Consider the following 16820-nt stretch of genomic DNA (forward strand, 5'->3'; position numbering starts at 1 on the left):
CGGGAGCGGGGGCGCCGCCCCCGCACCCCCGGAGTATTTGGGCCAGACTGAAAGAGGGGCCGGAACGGAAGGCGGGCGTGCTTTCCTGGGCGTCGAGCGGTCGGTGACGGGGCGGCGTTGGGCCGGCCCCTCTGCCGAGGCCGACCGGCAGGCGGAGCGGCTGGTGCAGGACACCGGCCTGCCGCTGGCGCTGGCGCGCATCCTGGCCGCGCGCGGGGTGACCGCGGCGGAGGCGGCGGGCTTTCTGGAGCCGCAGTTGCGCGACCTCCTGCCCGATCCGCGGTCGCTGAAGGACATGGAGGTGGCCGCCGCACGGTTCCTGGCGGCGGTAAAGGCGGGCCAGCGCATCGCCATCTTCGCTGACTACGACGTCGATGGCGGCGCCTCGGCGGCGCTGCTGATCACCTGGCTGAGGGCGCTGGGCCGGGCGGCGACGCTCTACATCCCCGACCGCATCGACGAGGGCTACGGGCCGAACGTGCCGGCGATGCAGGCGCTGGCCGCAGCGCACGACCTGATCGTCTGCGTCGACTGCGGCACGCTGAGCCATGAGCCGGTGGCGGCGGCACAGGGCGCCGATGTCGTCATCCTCGACCACCACCTGGGTGGCGAAACCCTGCCCCCGGCGGTGGCGGTGGTGAACCCGAACCGGCAGGACGAGACCGGCGCGCTGTCGCATCTGTGCGCGGCCTCGGTCGTGTTCCTGATGCTGGTCGAGGTGAACCGGCGGATGCGCGAGGAGGGCGCGCGCGGCCCCGACCTGATGGCGCTTCTGGACCTCGTGGCGCTGGCGACGGTCGCGGATGTGGCCCCGCTTGTCGGGGTCAACCGCGCCTTTGTGCGTCAGGGGCTGAAGGTGCTGGCCCGGCGCGAGCGCATCGGCCTGAGGATGCTGGCCGACATCGCGCGGATGGACCAGGCGCCGACGCCCTATCACCTCGGCTTCCTCCTTGGCCCGCGGATCAACGCCGGGGGCCGGATCGGCGCGGCGGACCTGGGCGCGCGGCTTCTGGCAACCGAGGACGCGGCCGAGGCGAAGGCGCTGGCCGCGCGTCTGGACGCGCTCAACACCGAGCGGCGCGAGATCGAGGCGCGGGTGCGCGACGCCGCGCTGGCGCAGGCCGAGGCGCGCGGGCTCGACGCGCCGCTGGTCTGGGCGGCCGGCGAAGGCTGGCACCCCGGTGTCGTCGGCATCGTCGCGGCGCGGCTGAAGGAGGCGACGAACCGGCCTGCCATCGTCATCGGCCTCGCCGGGGACGAGGGCAAGGGCTCGGGCCGGTCGGTCGCCGGCGTGGACCTGGGCGCGGCGGTGCACCGCGTGGCGGCGGAGGGGTTGCTGCTTCGGGGCGGCGGGCATCCGATGGCAGCGGGCCTGACGGTCGCGCGCGACCGGATCGAGGCGGCGATGGCGCGGCTTGGCGAGTTGCTCGCCCGCCAGGGCGCGGGGGCGCAGGGCCCCGGCACGCTCCGCATCGACGGGCTGATCATGCCGGGCGCGGTCGGTGTGGAACTGGCCGAGGCGCTCGAACAGGCCGGTCCTTTCGGGCAGGGCGCGCCGGCGCCGCGCTTTGCGCTGCCGTCCGTCGAGATCGGCCACGGCCGCCGCATGGGCGAGACGCACCTGCGGCTGTCGCTGTCGGACGGGCTTTCGGCGCGGCTCGAGGCGGTTGCCTTCGGCGCTTTCGACGGCCCGCTTGGCCCCTTCCTCGAGGGGATGCGGGGCCGGCGCGCCCACCTGGCGGGGCGGATCGAGATCAACCACTGGCAGGGCCGCAGGACGGTGCAACTGCGCATCGAGGACGCCGCCGAGACCTGAGCCAAGCCCCGCGAGAAAATCGCAAAAAACCCCTTGCGAGTCACCCGCGCCTGGCCTAAACACCGCCCCACGCCAAACGTGGCCCGTTCGTCTATCGGTTAGGACACCAGGTTTTCAACCTGGGAAGAGGGGTTCGACTCCCCTACGGGCTGCCAGTTTTCATCACAATGCGTTGATTTCGCTAGGAAATTTCGGAAGGTAATTCCTCTGCCTAAGAAATACCTAGAGTTTTGCGGGGCACATTTCGACCCACAGCACCCCCGGAACCGCTCACGAAAACGTGAAGCGCTTAGCGCATGAAGCCGTACGAAAACAGCATGTTCACGAAAAATCTAGCCTCGCACGTCTGACGTGCATTGACTGTTAATACGCATAGCGTATATATGGCCGCATTAAGACCCGTCGGAAACCTGCCCGCCTTGTCGGTCACAGGGGACCGAACCTAATGACCCCGGGGGCGCGAGAGCGTCCCCGTATTCGTTTGTGGAGTACCTATGACGGCAACCCCGGCGCAGCCTGCTAAACCGCTTAGAGTACGCATCTTCGTAGACTTCTGGAACTTTAGCTTGTCGCTACGTCGTGCGGACAACGGCTTCATGGTCGATTGGCGACCCGTAGGCCCGTTGTTCGCAGCCGAAGCAGGCAAGCTTGTAGACCCTACCGCGCAAGCGGTGTTTGAGGCCATGCACGTCTATGGGTCGTTTGACCCGAACAAGCCGCAGGACGCAAAGCTAAAGAACTGGTTCACCAACACCTTGGACCGGATGCCCGGAACCCATGTGGTGCTTGTTGAGCGTCAACAGAAGATGGGCTATCCGAAGTGCCCACAGTGCCAGAGCGAAGTCACCCATTGTGGATCCTGCAACGCAGACATGCGCGGCACCGAAGAAAAAGGTGTAGATACGCGAATTGTGGCCGACATGATTAGCCTTGCTTGGGCTAACGCGTACGACGTAGCCGTACTCGTATCTTCTGACCGCGACTTCGTACCCGTGGCCGACTTCCTACAGACCAAAGGAATCAAGGTCGTACATGGCGCGTTCCCGCCGAAGGGTAGCAATCTATCTCAAAAGTGCTGGGCCAATTTCAGCATCATCGGGCTAATGCCGCAAATTAAGCGACCGTAGCAATCGTTGCTGCGTTCGGCATGAAAAAGCCCCGACCCGGTTTGGCGACGGGCCGGGGCGAGTAGCCGCACGGAACCCCCGCAACGCACGGCAACGCAAGCAAGGCGAATGAGGGTGCAGAATCCGGGCGGCACCCGCGCCCGCGCTGCACGAACGTCATTGCGGCAGGCGCGGTTGCACCTTCCGGCAACTCCGCGCCACCGGGAACCGGCAGGCAACCCCAAGCTCGCCGCCTTACGCGGATATGTCCACCTCGACGTCGAGAAACGGCGCGTATTGCTGGGCGCCGAAGATGTCTCCGTCGCCGGCGCTGCCCGAGGGGCGGTTGCGCAGGATGGTGAACTTGATCGCGTAGGCCGGGTCGTATTCGACGAAATCGGTCAGCCGCGCCGGATCGACGTTCAGGATGCGGCAGACGCTGTCGCGCGTCAGCACGCCCGCGCGCTTGACCATCTCGTAGGTGTCACGCTCGCGGAAGATGATGTCGAAGGTGATCTTGTCGGTGCCGGCGTTCTTCGACCGGATGGTCTTGGCCAGATCGGAAAGTTTCTTGCGGGTGTTCATCGCGCGCCTCAGCCGACAACGGCGGTATGGGTGGGGAAAAGCTCCAGCGGGTCGCTGACCGCCATCGTGTGGTTCAGCGTCCAGCGGTAGGCGGGGCTGGCCTGCATCACCTCGTCGAGCACGAAGGAGACGCCGCCCGCGGTGCCCTTCACGTCGGGCAGGCGCGCGTAGAACATCTGCCGCGTGCCGGTCATGCAGACCTCCTCGGCCATCTCGCGGGTGGGCGCGACGCCCTGCACCACGACGCACAGTTCGTGCCCCGGCTTGTCCTTCAGGGGCTCCATCTCGCCCATCACGCCGTTGCGGCCGAAGACGCTGTAGTGCAGTTCCCAGCCGTCGGGGCCGAAGCGTTCCTCGGTCTGCCGGCGCGCCCAGTCGATCACCGCGTCGACATTGGCGATCGTGTAGGGGTCGCGGATGCCGGCCATGCCGACGAAACGTTCGCCCACCTTGCCGGAGCCTTCCAGCTTGACCCGGAAATCCTCGGCCGGGACGAAGGCCATGCCGGTCACGCGGGTGGTCTTGTCGCTGACCTGTTCGTAGCGGCAGTCGGTCATGTCCAGTAGGCCGCCCGCGACATATTCGTGGAACGGGTTGGAGCGTTCGTACATCGCGTGCCCCGCGACCGAGGCGACGGTGCAGCGCTGCCAGGGTGCCATGGCGGTGACCGACACCGCCTCGGGCGTGATCTCGCCCATGACGGTTTCCTTGGCGCCGTAGGGTTCGGCGCAGAAGGAGGCGCATTCGAGGACCTTGCCGAGGTAGTAGCTCTGCGCCTCGGGAAACCCCTTGTGGAGCGCGCAGGCCGCGAAGATCGCGCTGTCGGACGACCGGCCGCCGATGATGACGTCGCAGCCCTCTTCCAGGAGCTTGACGAAGGGATGGACCCCCGCCATCGCGACGACGCGCGAGGTGGCGTCCAGTTCCGCCTCGATCAGGTCCTCGCGCGCGTCGAGGCCGCGGATGGGAGAGCCGCCGCGGATCTTCGCGCGGACAAGTTCGCGGTCCACCTCGGAATAGAACCAGCCGAGCTTGAAGGGCGCCAGGCCATGCTTCGCGGCGATGTCGCGGATGATCTGCACATACATGTCGACGCGGCTGTTGCTGCCGGTATCGCCGGCAGACCCGATCAGCATCGGCACACCGATGCGACGCGCGGCCAGCAGCATCTCCTCAAGGTCGTGTTCCTGCCAGGCCCGCGGGCTTGCGCAGCTGTCGTTGCCCAGCGGAACCGGGCCGATGTCGTCGCTGCCGCTGTCGGCGGCGATGAAGTCGGGGCGGGTTTCCACCGCAAGTCGGAAACTTTCGGTCTTGAGGGGCGCAAAGCCCAGGTGCCCGTTCGGGCAGATGATCCTGATGGACGACATGTCTTCCTCTCGCGCAGGGCGTGGTACCCTTTCCTATGCGCAAACCGTGCCAGTACCGCGCCAGATTTGCGGCGCCTGCGCAGGACGGCCGGGGCGCGCGCGCGCGAGACTCGCGCAGAGGTGTGGGGATCACGCGGCGTGGTGCCTGCGGAGGGTGCAGATCAGCCCTTCATGAGACCGAGCTTGATCATCTGGTGGCGCAGCGCATGGCGGGACAGGCCAAGCAGCCGCGCGGCCTCCTGCGGGTTGCCCGACGCGGCGGAGAGCGCCCGTCCGATCAGGTCGCGCTGGAACGCCTCGGTGGCAGCGTGATAGTCGGCGGGGCCTTCGGCCGGCGGCGCGGCGGTCTGGCCCGCCCCGCCGGTCACGCTGCGCAGGATGCGGTCCGGCAGGTGGCGCGGCAGGATCTCGTTCTCGTCCTCGAGGATGAAGATGCGCTCCAGCAGGTTCTCCAGCTCGCGGACATTGCCGGGCCAGCGGTAGCGCTGGAGGATGTCCTCGGCTTCCGGGGTGAGCCCGCGCACCGACCGGCCGTAAGCCCGGTTGAAGCGCGCGATGAAGTGCCGCGCCAGCGTCAGCACGTCGTCGCCGCGGTCCCGCAGCGCGGGCAGGTTCACCGCGACCACCTGAAGCCGGTAATAAAGATCCTCGCGGAACCGCCCCGAGGTCACTTCGGACAGCAGCACCTTGTTGGTGGCGGCGATGAAGCGGACGTCGACCTTCACCGGCTTGACCGCGCCCACCCGGCGGAACTGCTGCGTGTCGAGGAGCGTCAGCAGCTTGGCCTGCAGCGTCAGGTCCATCTCGCGGATCTCGTCGAGGAAGACGGTGCCCTGGTTGGCGGCCTCCACCAGCCCCAGCTTGCGGTCCACGGCGCCGGTGAAGGCACCCTTCTCATGCCCGAAAAGCTCGGACTCGAGAAGGCTCGCCGGCAGGGCCGCGCAGTTGATGTCGACAAAGTCGCGCGCCGCGCGGCTGGACACCTGATGGATCATCCGTGCCACAAGGCCCTTGCCGGTGCCGGTCTCGCCGTAGATCAGGACGGTGCGCGTGGGGCTGCGGCCGATCCGGGCCACCAGCCTGCGCAGGGACTCGATGGCCGGAGAGGTGCCGACCAGTTCATTGCTGTAATCCGCCATTCCGCCTTCCGGGTGCCTGCCCTGCCAGCGCCCGGCCCGTCAGCGGCAGGGCGCCATCGCCTGCCACCGGCCAAGGCAGGGCGTGCCTTCGCTGATCTCCATTTCGCCCAGCCTACACGAATACACGACCGAGGAAATGGTCTCGGCGCCGTCGTCGCCCGCGCCGTGCTGGCAGATCGGCGCGCCGTCGGGGCCGGGGTGGGTGGACATCAGGCGCTTCGCATCGGCGCGGGTCCAGTCACGGCCGGGCAGGACGCGGGCGAGGTGATCGAACCGGCTGTGAGAGTTTCCAGCGATCCGGTCGCCGTCGGCACCCAGCGTCTCGTCCCGGCAGGCGGCGGCGGTGTAGTGGTTGGTGCGCCATTGCAGGCCGCCCTCGGCAATCATCGGACCGCGCGCCGAAAGCTCGACCGAGGCGGTCGCGCCGGAGCGGTCAGCCAGCACCAGCGTGCCGCCGCCCGCATGGGGCAGGCTGCGGATCATCGCCAGCGCCTCGCCGACCGTCCGCGCCCGCGCCAGAAGGCGCGGCAGCAGGAAGTAGCGCAGCCAGCCGACGCGGTGGCGGTTGACCGCGACCTGCGTGTCGGCGACCGCCAGCCCCGCGGCATTGATCCCCGAGGACCAGGCCGACAGGCTGCCCAGGCTGCCAAGGCTCAGCACCTGCCCCGTCGCGATGTCCGGCCCCGCGTGGCGCAGCACGCATTGGATGCCGAGGTGCAGGCCCGAGAAATCGCGGTTCTTGAACACCAGCGGGCCCTCGGGGCCCTGCCCCACGGCCACCGCGCTGCATCCCTCGATCAGCGCCGTGCCGCCCTTCATGTCGCGCAGCGTGCCGAGGTGCAGATGCGCGAAAAGATCGGCCTCGGGCAGGCCGAAGGCATCGGCCACGCCCCGCAACTCCTCAAGCCCCTCGGGGTCGTGCGCGGCGTGAAAGCTCCGCTGCTGCGCCAGGTAGGCCTCGGCCGCGGCGTCGATCAGGCCGTCGGCCCGGGCCCCATCAACACGCGCCACCGTCGCGCGGCGCACGGTGTCCACCGGGGCCGCGCCCTGCTGCGCGCGCCCGCGCTCATAGGCGGTTCCGATGGCGGTGACCTCAATCATCGCGCGGCGTCCAGCAGGCTCAGATTCTCGTCCAGCCGGTAGCAGGCCGCGACATGGCCCGGCCCGACCACCCGGTTTTCGGGGGCTCGCGTCTGGCAGAGCGGGATGGCCAGCGGGCAGCGGGTGTGGAACTTGCAGCCCTTCGGCGGGTTCAGGGGCGACGGCAGGTCGCCCTGCAGACGCACCCGCGCGCGGTCGCGCCGGGGGCCGACCTCGGGCACCGCCGACAGCAGGCTTTGCGTGTAGGGGTGGCGCGGGTTGTCCAGAACCTCGGCCACAGGGCCGGTCTCGACGATCTCGCCCAGATACATCACCGCGACCCGGTCGGCGAGATAGCCGATCACCGAGATGTCGTGGCTGATGAACAGGTAGGTCAGCCCCAGTTCGCGCTTCAACTCCAGCAGGAGCGCGATGATCTGCGCCTGGATCGAGACGTCGAGCGCCGAGACCGGTTCGTCGCAGACGATGAATTCGGGGTTGGAGACCAGCGCGCGGGCGATCCCGATCCGCTGGCGCTGCCCGCCGGAGAACTGGTGGGGGTAGCGGTCAAGCTGGTTCGCGCGCAGGCCCACCCGCTCCAGCACGCGGGCGGTGATCTCCCGCGCCTCCTCGCCCGTGGCGATGCCGTGAAGCGCCAGCGGAAGCCCGACGATCTCGGCCACGGTGCGGCGGGGGTTCAGGCTGGCGTAGGGGTCCTGAAAGATGATCTGCATCCGCCGCCGCATCGCCTTCAGGTCCGGCGGGGCAAGTGCGGTGACATCGGTTCCGTCAAAGACGACGCGGCCGGCGGTGGGTTCGTGCAGCCGCAGGATGGCGCGGCCGAGCGTGGTCTTGCCGCAGCCGGATTCCCCGATCAGGCCCAGCACCTCTCCCCGCTCGACCCGCAGCGACACGTCGTTGACCGCCCGCACGACGCTTTGCCGCGTGCCGGTCAGGCGCTGCGCGAGCGACCGGCGCCCCTCGTATTGCTTGGTCAGGCCATCCACCTGCAACAGGGTCATGCCATCTCCTCCAGCCGCAGGCAGCGGGCGCGACGACCCGGCCCGGCATCCAGCATCGGCACCTCGACCAGGCATTCCGGCCGCGCCAGCGGGCAGCGGGAATGGAACCGGCACTGCGGCGGCAGGCCGACAAGGTCGGGCACCTGCCCGCGGATCGGGGTCAGCGGCTGCCCCCGGAGCGCCGGGCGCGGGATCGAGGCCAGAAGGCCGCGCGTGTAGGGATGGCGGGGCTGGCCGATCACCTGGCCTGTCGGCCCCTCCTCGACCACCTGGCCCGCGTACATCACCATGACGCGGTCGCAATGTTCGGCCACCACGCCCAGGTCATGGGTGATGAGGACGACCGCCATGCCAAGCCGGGCGCGGATATCGGTGATCAGTTCCAGCACCTGCGCCTGGATCGTCACGTCGAGCGCGGTGGTCGGTTCGTCGGCGATCAGAAGCTTGGGCCGGCAGGCCAGCGCGATGGCGATCATGATGCGCTGCCGCATGCCGCCGGAAAACTCGTGCGGATACTGCCGGAGCCGCGTGTCGGGCGACGGGATGCCGACAAGACCCAGCATCTCGACCGACCGTTCCCGGATAGCGGCGCGCCGCGCAAGGCGCCCGGCGGGCAGGGTTTCGTCATGCGCCACAAGCACTTCGGCTAGTTGTTCGCCCACCGTCAGCGCCGGGTTCAGCGCGGTCAGCGCGTCCTGCATCGTCATCGCGATGTCGCGGCCGCGGATCGCGCGCATCTCCTCTGGCGAGAGGTCGCGCAGGTTGCGGCCGTCGAAGAAGATCGACCCCTGGGTGACACGTCCCGGCGCGCGCACAAGCCCCATGACGCTGGAAAACGTCACCGACTTGCCGGAACCGCTTTCGCCCACGACGCCCAGGCATTCGCCCCGCGACACCCGGAGGTTCACACCGTCCACGGCACGGACCAGACCCGCGCGGGCGGTGAACTCGGTTTGCAGGTTGGTGACTTCCAGCAGCACACTCATTCGCTGAACCTCGGGTCGAAGGCATCGCGCAGGCCCTGGCTGGCCACGTTGATGGCCAGCACCAGAAGCAGGATCGCAAGGCCGGGGAAGGTCGAGACCCACCACGCCTCGAGGATGAAGGCGCGCCCGTCCGACACCATGCTGCCCCAGCTTGCGGTGGGCGGCTGCACGCCGAGGCCAAGGAAGGACAGCGAGGCCTCGAGGATGATGACGTTGGCCATGCGGATGGTGGAAACCACGATGACCGGCGACAGGATGTTCGGCAGGATCTCGCGCCACATGATGTGGCGGGGGCCGGCGCCAAGGGCGCGCGCGGCCTCGACGTATTCCAGTTCGCGCACGGCCAGCGTCTCGCCTCGCACGACGCGGCAGGGGATCACCCATTCCTTGTAGGCGAGCGCCAGGACGATGTTCATCAACCCCGGCCCCATCATCGCCATCAGGCCGATCGCGAAGATGAGGTAGGGAAAGCCCAGCAGGATGTCGACCACGCGCCCGATCACCACGTCCACCCAGCCGCGGAAATAGCCCGCGGCGAGCCCCGCGAGGATGCCGACGCCGGTGGCCAGCAAGATCACGGCAACGCCGATGAAGATCGAGATGCGCGCGCCGTAGACGATGCGGGAAAGGATGTCGCGGCCCAGCCCGTCGCAGCCGAGGGGAAAGGCCCAGTCGCCGCCCTGCACCCAGGCGGGCGGTTGCAGGCGCCGGAACAGGTCGGTGGCATTGGGGTCCTGCGGTGCGATCAGGGGTGCGGCGACCGCCATCACCACGAAGGTCAGCACAACGAGGACCGAGGCCATCGCCAGCCGGTTGCGGCGGAAGTCGCGCAGGTTCCGGCGGAACAGGGAATCGGCGCGGGCGGGCATGGCAAGGGTCGCGTCGGTCACAGCTTCACCCTCGGATTGAGCACGGTGTAGAGGATGTCGGCGATGAAGTTCAGCAGGACATAGGTCACCGCGTAGAGCAGCACCGCCGCCTGAACGAGCGGGAAGTTGCGCAGGAAGATGCTTTCCACCACCAGCCGCCCCAGCCCGGGCCAGCCGAACACCGTCTCCACGATCATGTTGCCGCCGAGCAGGCTGCCGGTCTCGATCGCCGCGACCGAGACGGTCGGGATCAGCGCGTTCTTCAGCGCGTGGCGGTAAAGGACGCGGCGGCGCGGCAGGCCCTTGGCCTCGGCGAAGGTGATGTAGTCCTGCCGCATCACCTCAAGCATGGAGGTGCGGGTGACGCGCATCAGGATCGCCGTCATCGGCAGGCCAAGCGTGATCGCGGGCAGGACAAGATAGCGCAGCGCCTCGCCGAAGGCGCCTATGTCGCCGGCAAGGAGCGTGTCGATCAAGAGGAACCCGGTGATCGCGGGCACCTCGCTGGCATAGCCGATCCGGCCCGAGACCGGCAGGATCTGCAGGTGCACGGCAAACAGCATGATCAGCAGGATGCCGAACCAGAACCCCGGCAACGACACCCCCAGAAGCGAACCGACCGTCGCCATCCGGTCGAAGATGGAGTTCTTGCGGATCGCCGCCAGCACGCCCAGCGGGATCGCCGTGGCCAGCGCCACGATCAGCGCGACAAGGCTCAGCTCGATCGTCGCGGGCAGGCGTTCGGCGATCACCTCGGCCACCGGGCGGCCGTGATAGAAGCTCTGGCCGAAGTCGAAGCGCACCGCGTTGGCCACGAACAGGAAGAAACGCTCCACCATCGGACGGTCAAGGCCCAGGTTGTGGCGCAACTCGGCTTCCTGCTCGGGGGTGATCGCCTGTTCGCCGACCATGATCTGCACCGGGTCGCCCGGGGTCAGCGCCAGCATCACGAAGACGATGAGGCTGACCCCGAGAAGGACGGGGACAAGCTGGATCAGGCGCTCCAGCAGCTTTCCGAGGCTCATCCCCGCTCCTCCCGGTTCAGGTCAGTTCAGGCAGGCGTCGTGCAGGTTGATGCGGCTGTCGGCGCTGGGCTGCCAGCCGGTCACGCGCCTGGAAACACCGTAGATGTCCTTCGGAACCCAGAGGTAGACATAGGGCTGATCGGCGTTGATCATCATCTCGGCGTCACGATACATCGCGCGGCGCTTGTCCACGTCCAGTTCCACCGCCGCCGCATCGAGAAGCGCGTCAAGCGCGGGGTTGGCGTAGCCGGCCGAGTTGCCGCGGTCGTTGGTCCGGTGCGTGGGCGTGAAGATGTCGAACGGATCGAGCGAGCCGTTGCCCCAGCTGGTGAAGTACATGTCGCCCGACTTCGGCGCGCCCTTGGTGCGCCACTTGTCGGACAGCTGCGCCCCCTCGCCCACCGCGACGGTGGTGCGGATGCCGGCGTTCGTCAGCATCGAGGCGATCGCCTCGGCGGTGTCCTTGAACGCCCCTTCGGTGTCCATCGTCACGTCGATCCCGTCGGGAAAGCCCGCCTCGGCCAGAAGCGCCTTGGCTTGTTCCGGATTGTAGCCGACCGAGGGCAGTTCGCTGGCGCCGAAGGCGGCGGGCGACAGGATGCCGTCGATGGGGGCTGCATTACCGCCCAGGATCTTGTCGATGATCAGGTTCTTGTCGATCGCCATCGCGGCGGCCTGGCGCACCTTCACGTCGTCGAAGTATTCGCCTTCCATGTTCATCGCGATGAAGAAGCTGCGGGTGCCGTTTACGGTCATCACCTGCGTGCCCTCGTTCGCCTCGACCTGCGCGATCGAGAAGGCGGGCAGTTCGTTGATGATGTGCACCTCGCCCGCCAGCAGAGCGGCGACGCGGCTGGCGCTTTCGGGAATGATCTTGAACACCACGCGGTCGACGCAGGCAGGGCCCACCGGCGGGATGTCGGCGGCGCCGCCATAGTAGTCGTCGAACCGCTCCAGGATCACCGCGTCACCCTTGCGCCATTCCACCAGCTTGAAGGGGCCGGTGCCGTTTTCGGCCGTGGCCACGCCCTCGTTGCCCATCGCCTCGACCCAGGCCTTCGAAACGATCTGCTGGTTGGGCAGCATCGCCGGCAGGATCGGCCAGGGCTCCTTCAGCGTGATCCGCACCGTATCCGGCGCCGTCACCTCGACCGAGGCGATGGGGCCCATCAGGCCCTGGCGCGGGCTGGTCACGCCCTCGCCCATGCCGTTGTCGAGGACCACGCGGTCAAGGGTGAACTTGACGTCCTCAGCGGTCATCTCGCTGCCGTCGTGGAACTTGATCCCCGGCCGCAGCTTGAAATCGTATTCGGTGGCCGAAACCTGGGTCATCGATTCCGCGATCTCGGGCACCACCAGCATGTTCGCGTCCCGCGTCAGCAGGCCGTCGTACATGTTCCGGATGATCGTTTCCGTCTCGCGCTTGCGATGGTTCGCCGGGTCGAGCGTGTCGGCGTCAAGGGTGAAGCCGACGATCAGATCCTCGGCGGCGACGGCGGCGGGAAAGAGGGTGGGCGTGGCGGCCAGCGCAGTGGCCATCAAGAGACGCGGAAGTGCCTTCATCTGATTTCTCCCATGTGATCATGCCCCGCTTTCTGGGTGCGTTGGTCCGGTTGGGGCGGACACCCGATGGGGATGCACAATGCGTGCCACACCCGGGATGCCCCCTGACCCCCGTTCGGCCGATGTCCGCAGCCGGCTCGCGTGATATTCACGCCGGCGTGTTTGACCCTCACGCCCCGCGACGGCGCTTCGCGCGCGGCGGGATTCCGGCAAGCGTCCGGTACTTCGCGACCGTGCGCCGCGCCAGGGCCGCCCCCTCGGGCAGGAGCCGTGCGGCAATCGCGCTGTCCGACAAGGGGCGCGCGGGATCTTCGGCGGCCACCATGGCGCGCATGCGTTCCAGCACCGCCTGAAGCGACAGCGGGTCTTCCTGTTGTCGTGCCAGCGGGACCGGCGCGCACATCAGGTCGCGCAGGCACATCGTGTGCCGCGGGGTCCTGAGGAACAGCGCCGCCGTCACCCGGCTGACGGTGCTCCGGTGCAGCCCCGTCGCGGTGGCGAGGTCGTTGATCGTCAGCGCCGCCAGCGGGCCCTGCCCGCGCAGGTGCGCATCCTGCCGGGACACAATTTCGGCGGTGATCGCCAGCACCGTCGCGTGACGACGTTCCAGCGCTTGAACCAGCGCCTTCGCCTCGCGCAGGGCCCCGGGAGCGACCCCTGACTGGGCCGGCCCGGCCGCCAGCCTCAGCTGCGGGGTTGTCCCGGCGTTCAGCTCGACCAGCCAGCCTTCCCCGTCGCGGCGCAGGATCAGGTCCGGGGCGCGCGCCACGGCAGGGGCCTGGCTGAAGGCGGCGCCGGGCTTGGGGTTCATCCGCCTGAGCGACCGCGCCATGTCCTGAACCGTGTCGGCATCGCAGCCGCAGGCCAGGGCCAGTGCGTCGATGTCGCCCGTGGCAAGAAGGCGCAGATTGTCCAGCAGGCGGTCGAAGGCGGGGGTCAGCAGCCCCTGCTCCTCGGCCTGAAGCCGAAGGCATTCGGCCAGCGAGCGGGCAAAAAGCCCGGTCGGCTCAGCGCCCTGCAACTGCCGCAGCACCCTTTCGGCGCGATCCGGCGTCACCCGCGCCTCCGCGGCGATCTCCGACAGGTCGGCACCCAGCCAGCCGGACGGCTCCAGCGCGCGCAGGAACGCCTGGGCGATCTGCCGGTCCCCCGGATCGCGCACCAGAAGCGGCAGTTGTGCCGCGACATGGGCAATCAGGCCGGGGTCCCCGTCGGCCACGCGCTCCGCCTCCAGGCCGCTGATGCCGGCCTGCGGCACCAGGGGCGGGCGCGATCTGCGCTCCGGCGGGGGGGCGACCTGCCGCATCAGCCCAAGCCAGGCTTCAGGTTCGGCGCCAGTTGCCGGGGCCAGCAGGCCGACTTCGGCCTGAAGGTCCGCGAGACGGGCCGAAAGCTCTGTATTGGACAGGGACAGAAAGCCGATCGCTTGCCGCAGCACCGGTGTCATGGCCAGTTGGCCGCGTTGCTTCAGCCCCAGGCCCAGTTCAAGCACGGTACTCTCCCCTTGCCCCCGTCACGGGGGTGCGCGGCCGCCGCAATGGCGCGGGCCGCCCATGGCGCCCGCATCGGCGCCCGGATCATGGCGTCACCCGATCACGGCCCGTCTGCCACCAGCATGATCGTCATTCGGCCGGCGGGCAACCCTTGACCGCGCCCGCGCGGGATCAGTACCACATGTCCGGCATCGCGGCCTTGCGGCGTGCCATGAAGTCGAGAAGCGCCTCGTCCGTGGCCTCGTCGAGCGGCGGGGCCACATACTCGCGCAGGAGCTTCTTCCAGCGGGCATTGGCGCGCTGGGCATGGTCGATACCGCCCTGTTCGTCCCAGGTTTCCCACGGCTGGTTGTCGTCCAGCGCGCTGTCCCAATAGGCGGTTTCGTAGTGCCGCAGCGTGTGCTGGGTGCTGAACAGGTGCTGGCCGGGCCCAAGCTCTGCCAGCGCATCGAAGCCCAGCGTGTCCTCGTTCACCGCCATCCCGTCGAGATAGGCATGGAGCGCGCCGCACATGTCGGTGTCCATCACCAGCTTCTCGTAGGACATCGACAGGAGCCCGTCGAGGAATCCCGCCGAGTGGAGCACATAGTTCGCGCCGCCCTGCACCGCAGACATCATCGACATCATGCTTTGCTGCATCGCCTGCCCGTCGGGCAGCTTCGACGTGCTGAAGTTCCCCGCGCAACGCAGCGGCAGGTTCAGGCGGCGGGCAAGCTGGCCCATCGCCAGCGATCCGATCGCCGGTTCCGGCGTGCCGAAGGTGGGCGAGCCGGAGCGGAGCGACATCGAGGAGAAGAACGAGGCGAGGATCGCGGGCGCGCCGGGGCGGACAAGTTGGGTCAGCGCACAGGAGGCCATGCTTTCCGCCAGACCCTGCGCCACCATACCGGCGGTGGTCAGCGGCGCAACCGCCCCACCAAGGAGGAATGGGAGGTGGATCGAGCCCTGATTAGCCGCCGCATAGGCGCGGATGCCCGCAGTGGTGACGCCATCGAGGACCAGCGGCGAGGTGGTGTTGAAGTTGCCCATCACCACGCAGTTGCGGTCGGTGAACTCCGTCCCGAAGACGATCCGCGCCATCTCCACGCTGTCCTCCGCCCGTTCGGCGGCGGTGATCGAGCCGAGGAAGGCGCGGTCGGAATAGCGGATGTGGGAATAGACCATGTCCAGATGGCGCTTGTTCACCGGCACGTCGGTCGGCTCGCAAACCGTGCCGCCGGAATGGTGCAGCCAGGGCGATGACTGGGAAAGCTTCACGAAGTTGCGGAAGTCCTCGATCGTGCCGTAGCGGCGCCCGCGGTCGAGGTCCATGACGAAGGGCGACCCGTAGGAGGGGGCGAAGACCACGTTCCGGCCGCCGATCCGAACGTTGTTGGCGGGATTGCGGGCGTGCTGGGTGAACTCGGCCGGGGCGATCTTCAGGATCTCGCGCAGCATGCCGGGCTCGAACCGGATCCGCCAGACATCGGCGGATTGTGCGGTCACCTCGGCCCCGGCCTGCCGGTAAAGGCGCATCGCCTCGGCGTCGTCGCGCAGCTCGATGCCGATCTCGGCGAGGATGCGGTCCGCCGTCGCCTCGATGGCGGTCAGGCTTTCGTCCGACAGGATGTCGTAGGTCGGGATGTTCCGCACGATGTAGGGGCGGTGGATGCCCGGTTCGACGCCGGCACGGGCGTCGCGGCGCTGCTGGCGCCCTCCGCGCTGGCGCCGCGCCTCGTCCCGCATGGTGTCGCCGTCTGCCATGATCCCGCCTTTCGATAAGCCGAAATCAGGCTAGTTTCTCGTTTCTGCGCTGTAATGCTGGAAAATTCTCACAAACTTGATAAGCATGATTTATGGACAATCTGCGCCGCCTGCTGCCTTCGATCAACAGCCTTGTCGTTTTCGAGGCAGCCGGGCGCCTGTCGAGCTTCACCGCCGCCGCGCGCGAACTGCAGATGACGCAGGCCGCGGTTTCCTACGCGATCAACCGGCTTGAGGATCACCTCGGCGCCGCGCTGTTCCTGCGCGAACACCGCCGCGTGCGGCTGAGCGAGGCGGGTGAGCGGTTTCATGCCGACGTCTCGATCGGGCTGTCGCACATCCATCGGTCGGCGCAGGACCTGCGCGCGGTCGCGACGGGCGGGCATGTGACGCTGTCCTGTTCCACCGCCTTCGCGGCCTTCTGGATGGTGCCGCGCATGGCACAGTTCCGAGAGGCGTTGCCGCACATCGACCTCAGGATCCAGACGGCGGATCGCGACCTCGACCTTGTGGGCGAAGGCATCCTCCTTGCCGTCCGCGGCGGCGATCCGGACGACTGGCCGCAGTACAACGCCGAACCGCTGGCGGCCGAGGAAATCTTTCCGGTCTGCGGGGCGGGCTACCTGGCCAACCGCCAAGCCCCCGAAGATGCGGCCGACCTTCTGGCGCACCACCTGATCCACCTGGAGGAGCCGTTCCGGTCGGCCGCGACGTGGCGCGACTGGTTCGCCGCGGCGGGGATCGAGGGGCGGCGCGTGCCGAAGGGCCTGCAGATCAACGACTACGTGCTGGTCGTGCAGTCGGTGATCGCCGGTCAGGGGGTGGCGCTTGGCTGGCGCCACCTGGTCGAGGACCTGGTGAGCACGGGCGTCTTGGTGCGCCTGACCGGGCACATGCTCTCCACCGGCATGAACTTCCACGTCATCTGGCCGCGCGAGGCGGCACTGACGCGTGCGGCGCAGGAGGTGCGCGACTGGCTTCTGGAGCAGCGGGACGCGCCGTGATCGCGCCGCCGGGGACCGGCCC

14 protein-coding genes and 1 tRNA gene are annotated in these 16820 nt (G+C 68.4%); 4 read left to right on the forward strand and 11 right to left on the reverse strand.

Annotated features, from left to right (window positions below; translation table 11 throughout):
* The first annotated feature begins 103 nt into the window (after positions 1–103).
* The 3 genes from recJ (at position 104) to N5I32_RS08285 (ending at position 2943) form a co-directional block, all read left to right on the forward strand.
* Positions 104–1816, forward strand: coding sequence for a single-stranded-DNA-specific exonuclease RecJ (gene recJ, locus N5I32_RS08275; protein WP_261494925.1), 1713 nt, complete (start codon positions 104–106; stop codon positions 1814–1816).
* Between the two features lie 80 nt (positions 1817–1896).
* Positions 1897–1971: transfer RNA gene (locus N5I32_RS08280), tRNA-Glu, on the forward strand.
* A 339-nt stretch (positions 1972–2310) separates the two neighbouring features.
* Positions 2311–2943, forward strand: coding sequence for an NYN domain-containing protein (locus N5I32_RS08285; RefSeq protein WP_261494926.1), 633 nt, complete (start codon positions 2311–2313; stop codon positions 2941–2943).
* Between the two features lie 234 nt (positions 2944–3177).
* On the opposite strand, the gene N5I32_RS08290 is transcribed toward N5I32_RS08285, so the two are convergent.
* The 11 genes from N5I32_RS08290 to N5I32_RS08340 all read right to left on the reverse strand — a co-directional run bounded on the left by N5I32_RS08290 (position 3178) and on the right by N5I32_RS08340 (position 15794).
* The gene (locus tag N5I32_RS08290; protein WP_261494927.1) at positions 3178–3507 is read right to left on the reverse strand and encodes a DUF4387 domain-containing protein; all 330 of its coding nucleotides are present in this window, start codon (positions 3505–3507) and stop codon (positions 3178–3180) included.
* An 8-nt stretch (positions 3508–3515) separates the two neighbouring features.
* On the reverse strand, positions 3516–4874 hold the full coding sequence (locus tag N5I32_RS08295) for an acyclic terpene utilization AtuA family protein (RefSeq protein ID WP_261494928.1): 1359 nt from the start codon (positions 4872–4874) through the stop codon (positions 3516–3518).
* A 161-nt stretch (positions 4875–5035) separates the two neighbouring features.
* Positions 5036–6013, reverse strand: a complete 978-nt coding sequence (locus N5I32_RS08300; RefSeq protein WP_261494929.1) for a sigma-54 interaction domain-containing protein — start codon at positions 6011–6013, stop codon at positions 5036–5038.
* 39 nt (positions 6014–6052) lie between these two features.
* Positions 6053–7114 carry a C45 family autoproteolytic acyltransferase/hydrolase gene (locus tag N5I32_RS08305; protein ID WP_261494930.1) on the reverse strand — a complete coding sequence of 354 codons (1062 nt, stop codon included), beginning with the start codon at positions 7112–7114 and terminating at the stop codon, positions 6053–6055.
* Positions 7111–8115 (reverse strand): ABC transporter ATP-binding protein, encoded by a 1005-nt coding sequence (locus N5I32_RS08310; protein WP_261494931.1) that lies wholly within the window; start codon positions 8113–8115, stop codon positions 7111–7113. Before N5I32_RS08310 ends, N5I32_RS08305 begins: the two co-directional genes overlap by 4 nt.
* Positions 8112–9101, reverse strand: coding sequence for an ABC transporter ATP-binding protein (locus N5I32_RS08315; RefSeq protein ID WP_261494932.1), 990 nt, complete (start codon positions 9099–9101; stop codon positions 8112–8114). Before N5I32_RS08315 ends, N5I32_RS08310 begins: the two co-directional genes overlap by 4 nt.
* Positions 9098–9991, reverse strand: a complete 894-nt coding sequence (locus tag N5I32_RS08320) for an ABC transporter permease (RefSeq protein WP_261494933.1) — start codon at positions 9989–9991, stop codon at positions 9098–9100. The genes N5I32_RS08315 and N5I32_RS08320 overlap by 4 nt, the downstream gene beginning before the upstream one ends.
* The gene (locus tag N5I32_RS08325; RefSeq protein ID WP_261494934.1) at positions 9988–10995 is read right to left on the reverse strand and encodes an ABC transporter permease; all 1008 of its coding nucleotides are present in this window, start codon (positions 10993–10995) and stop codon (positions 9988–9990) included. The genes N5I32_RS08320 and N5I32_RS08325 overlap by 4 nt, the downstream gene beginning before the upstream one ends.
* Positions 10996–11016: 21 nt before the next feature.
* Positions 11017–12558, reverse strand: a complete 1542-nt coding sequence (locus tag N5I32_RS08330) for an ABC transporter substrate-binding protein (RefSeq protein WP_261494935.1) — start codon at positions 12556–12558, stop codon at positions 11017–11019.
* A gap of 169 nt (positions 12559–12727) precedes the next feature.
* Positions 12728–14050, reverse strand: a complete 1323-nt coding sequence (locus N5I32_RS08335) for an RNA polymerase factor sigma-54 (RefSeq protein ID WP_261494936.1) — start codon at positions 14048–14050, stop codon at positions 12728–12730.
* A gap of 172 nt (positions 14051–14222) precedes the next feature.
* The gene (locus tag N5I32_RS08340) at positions 14223–15794 is read right to left on the reverse strand and encodes a trimethylamine methyltransferase family protein (RefSeq protein WP_439648179.1); all 1572 of its coding nucleotides are present in this window, start codon (positions 15792–15794) and stop codon (positions 14223–14225) included.
* A gap of 92 nt (positions 15795–15886) precedes the next feature.
* Between N5I32_RS08340 and N5I32_RS08345 the strand changes: the two genes are divergently transcribed.
* The gene (locus N5I32_RS08345) at positions 15887–16798 is read left to right on the forward strand and encodes a LysR substrate-binding domain-containing protein (protein WP_261494937.1); all 912 of its coding nucleotides are present in this window, start codon (positions 15887–15889) and stop codon (positions 16796–16798) included.
* Positions 16799–16820: the final 22 nt, after the last annotated feature.

Origin of the sequence: Albidovulum sediminis, from assembly GCF_025380365.1 — a bacterium.
GTDB lineage: Bacteria > Pseudomonadota > Alphaproteobacteria > Rhodobacterales > Rhodobacteraceae > Albidovulum > Albidovulum sediminis.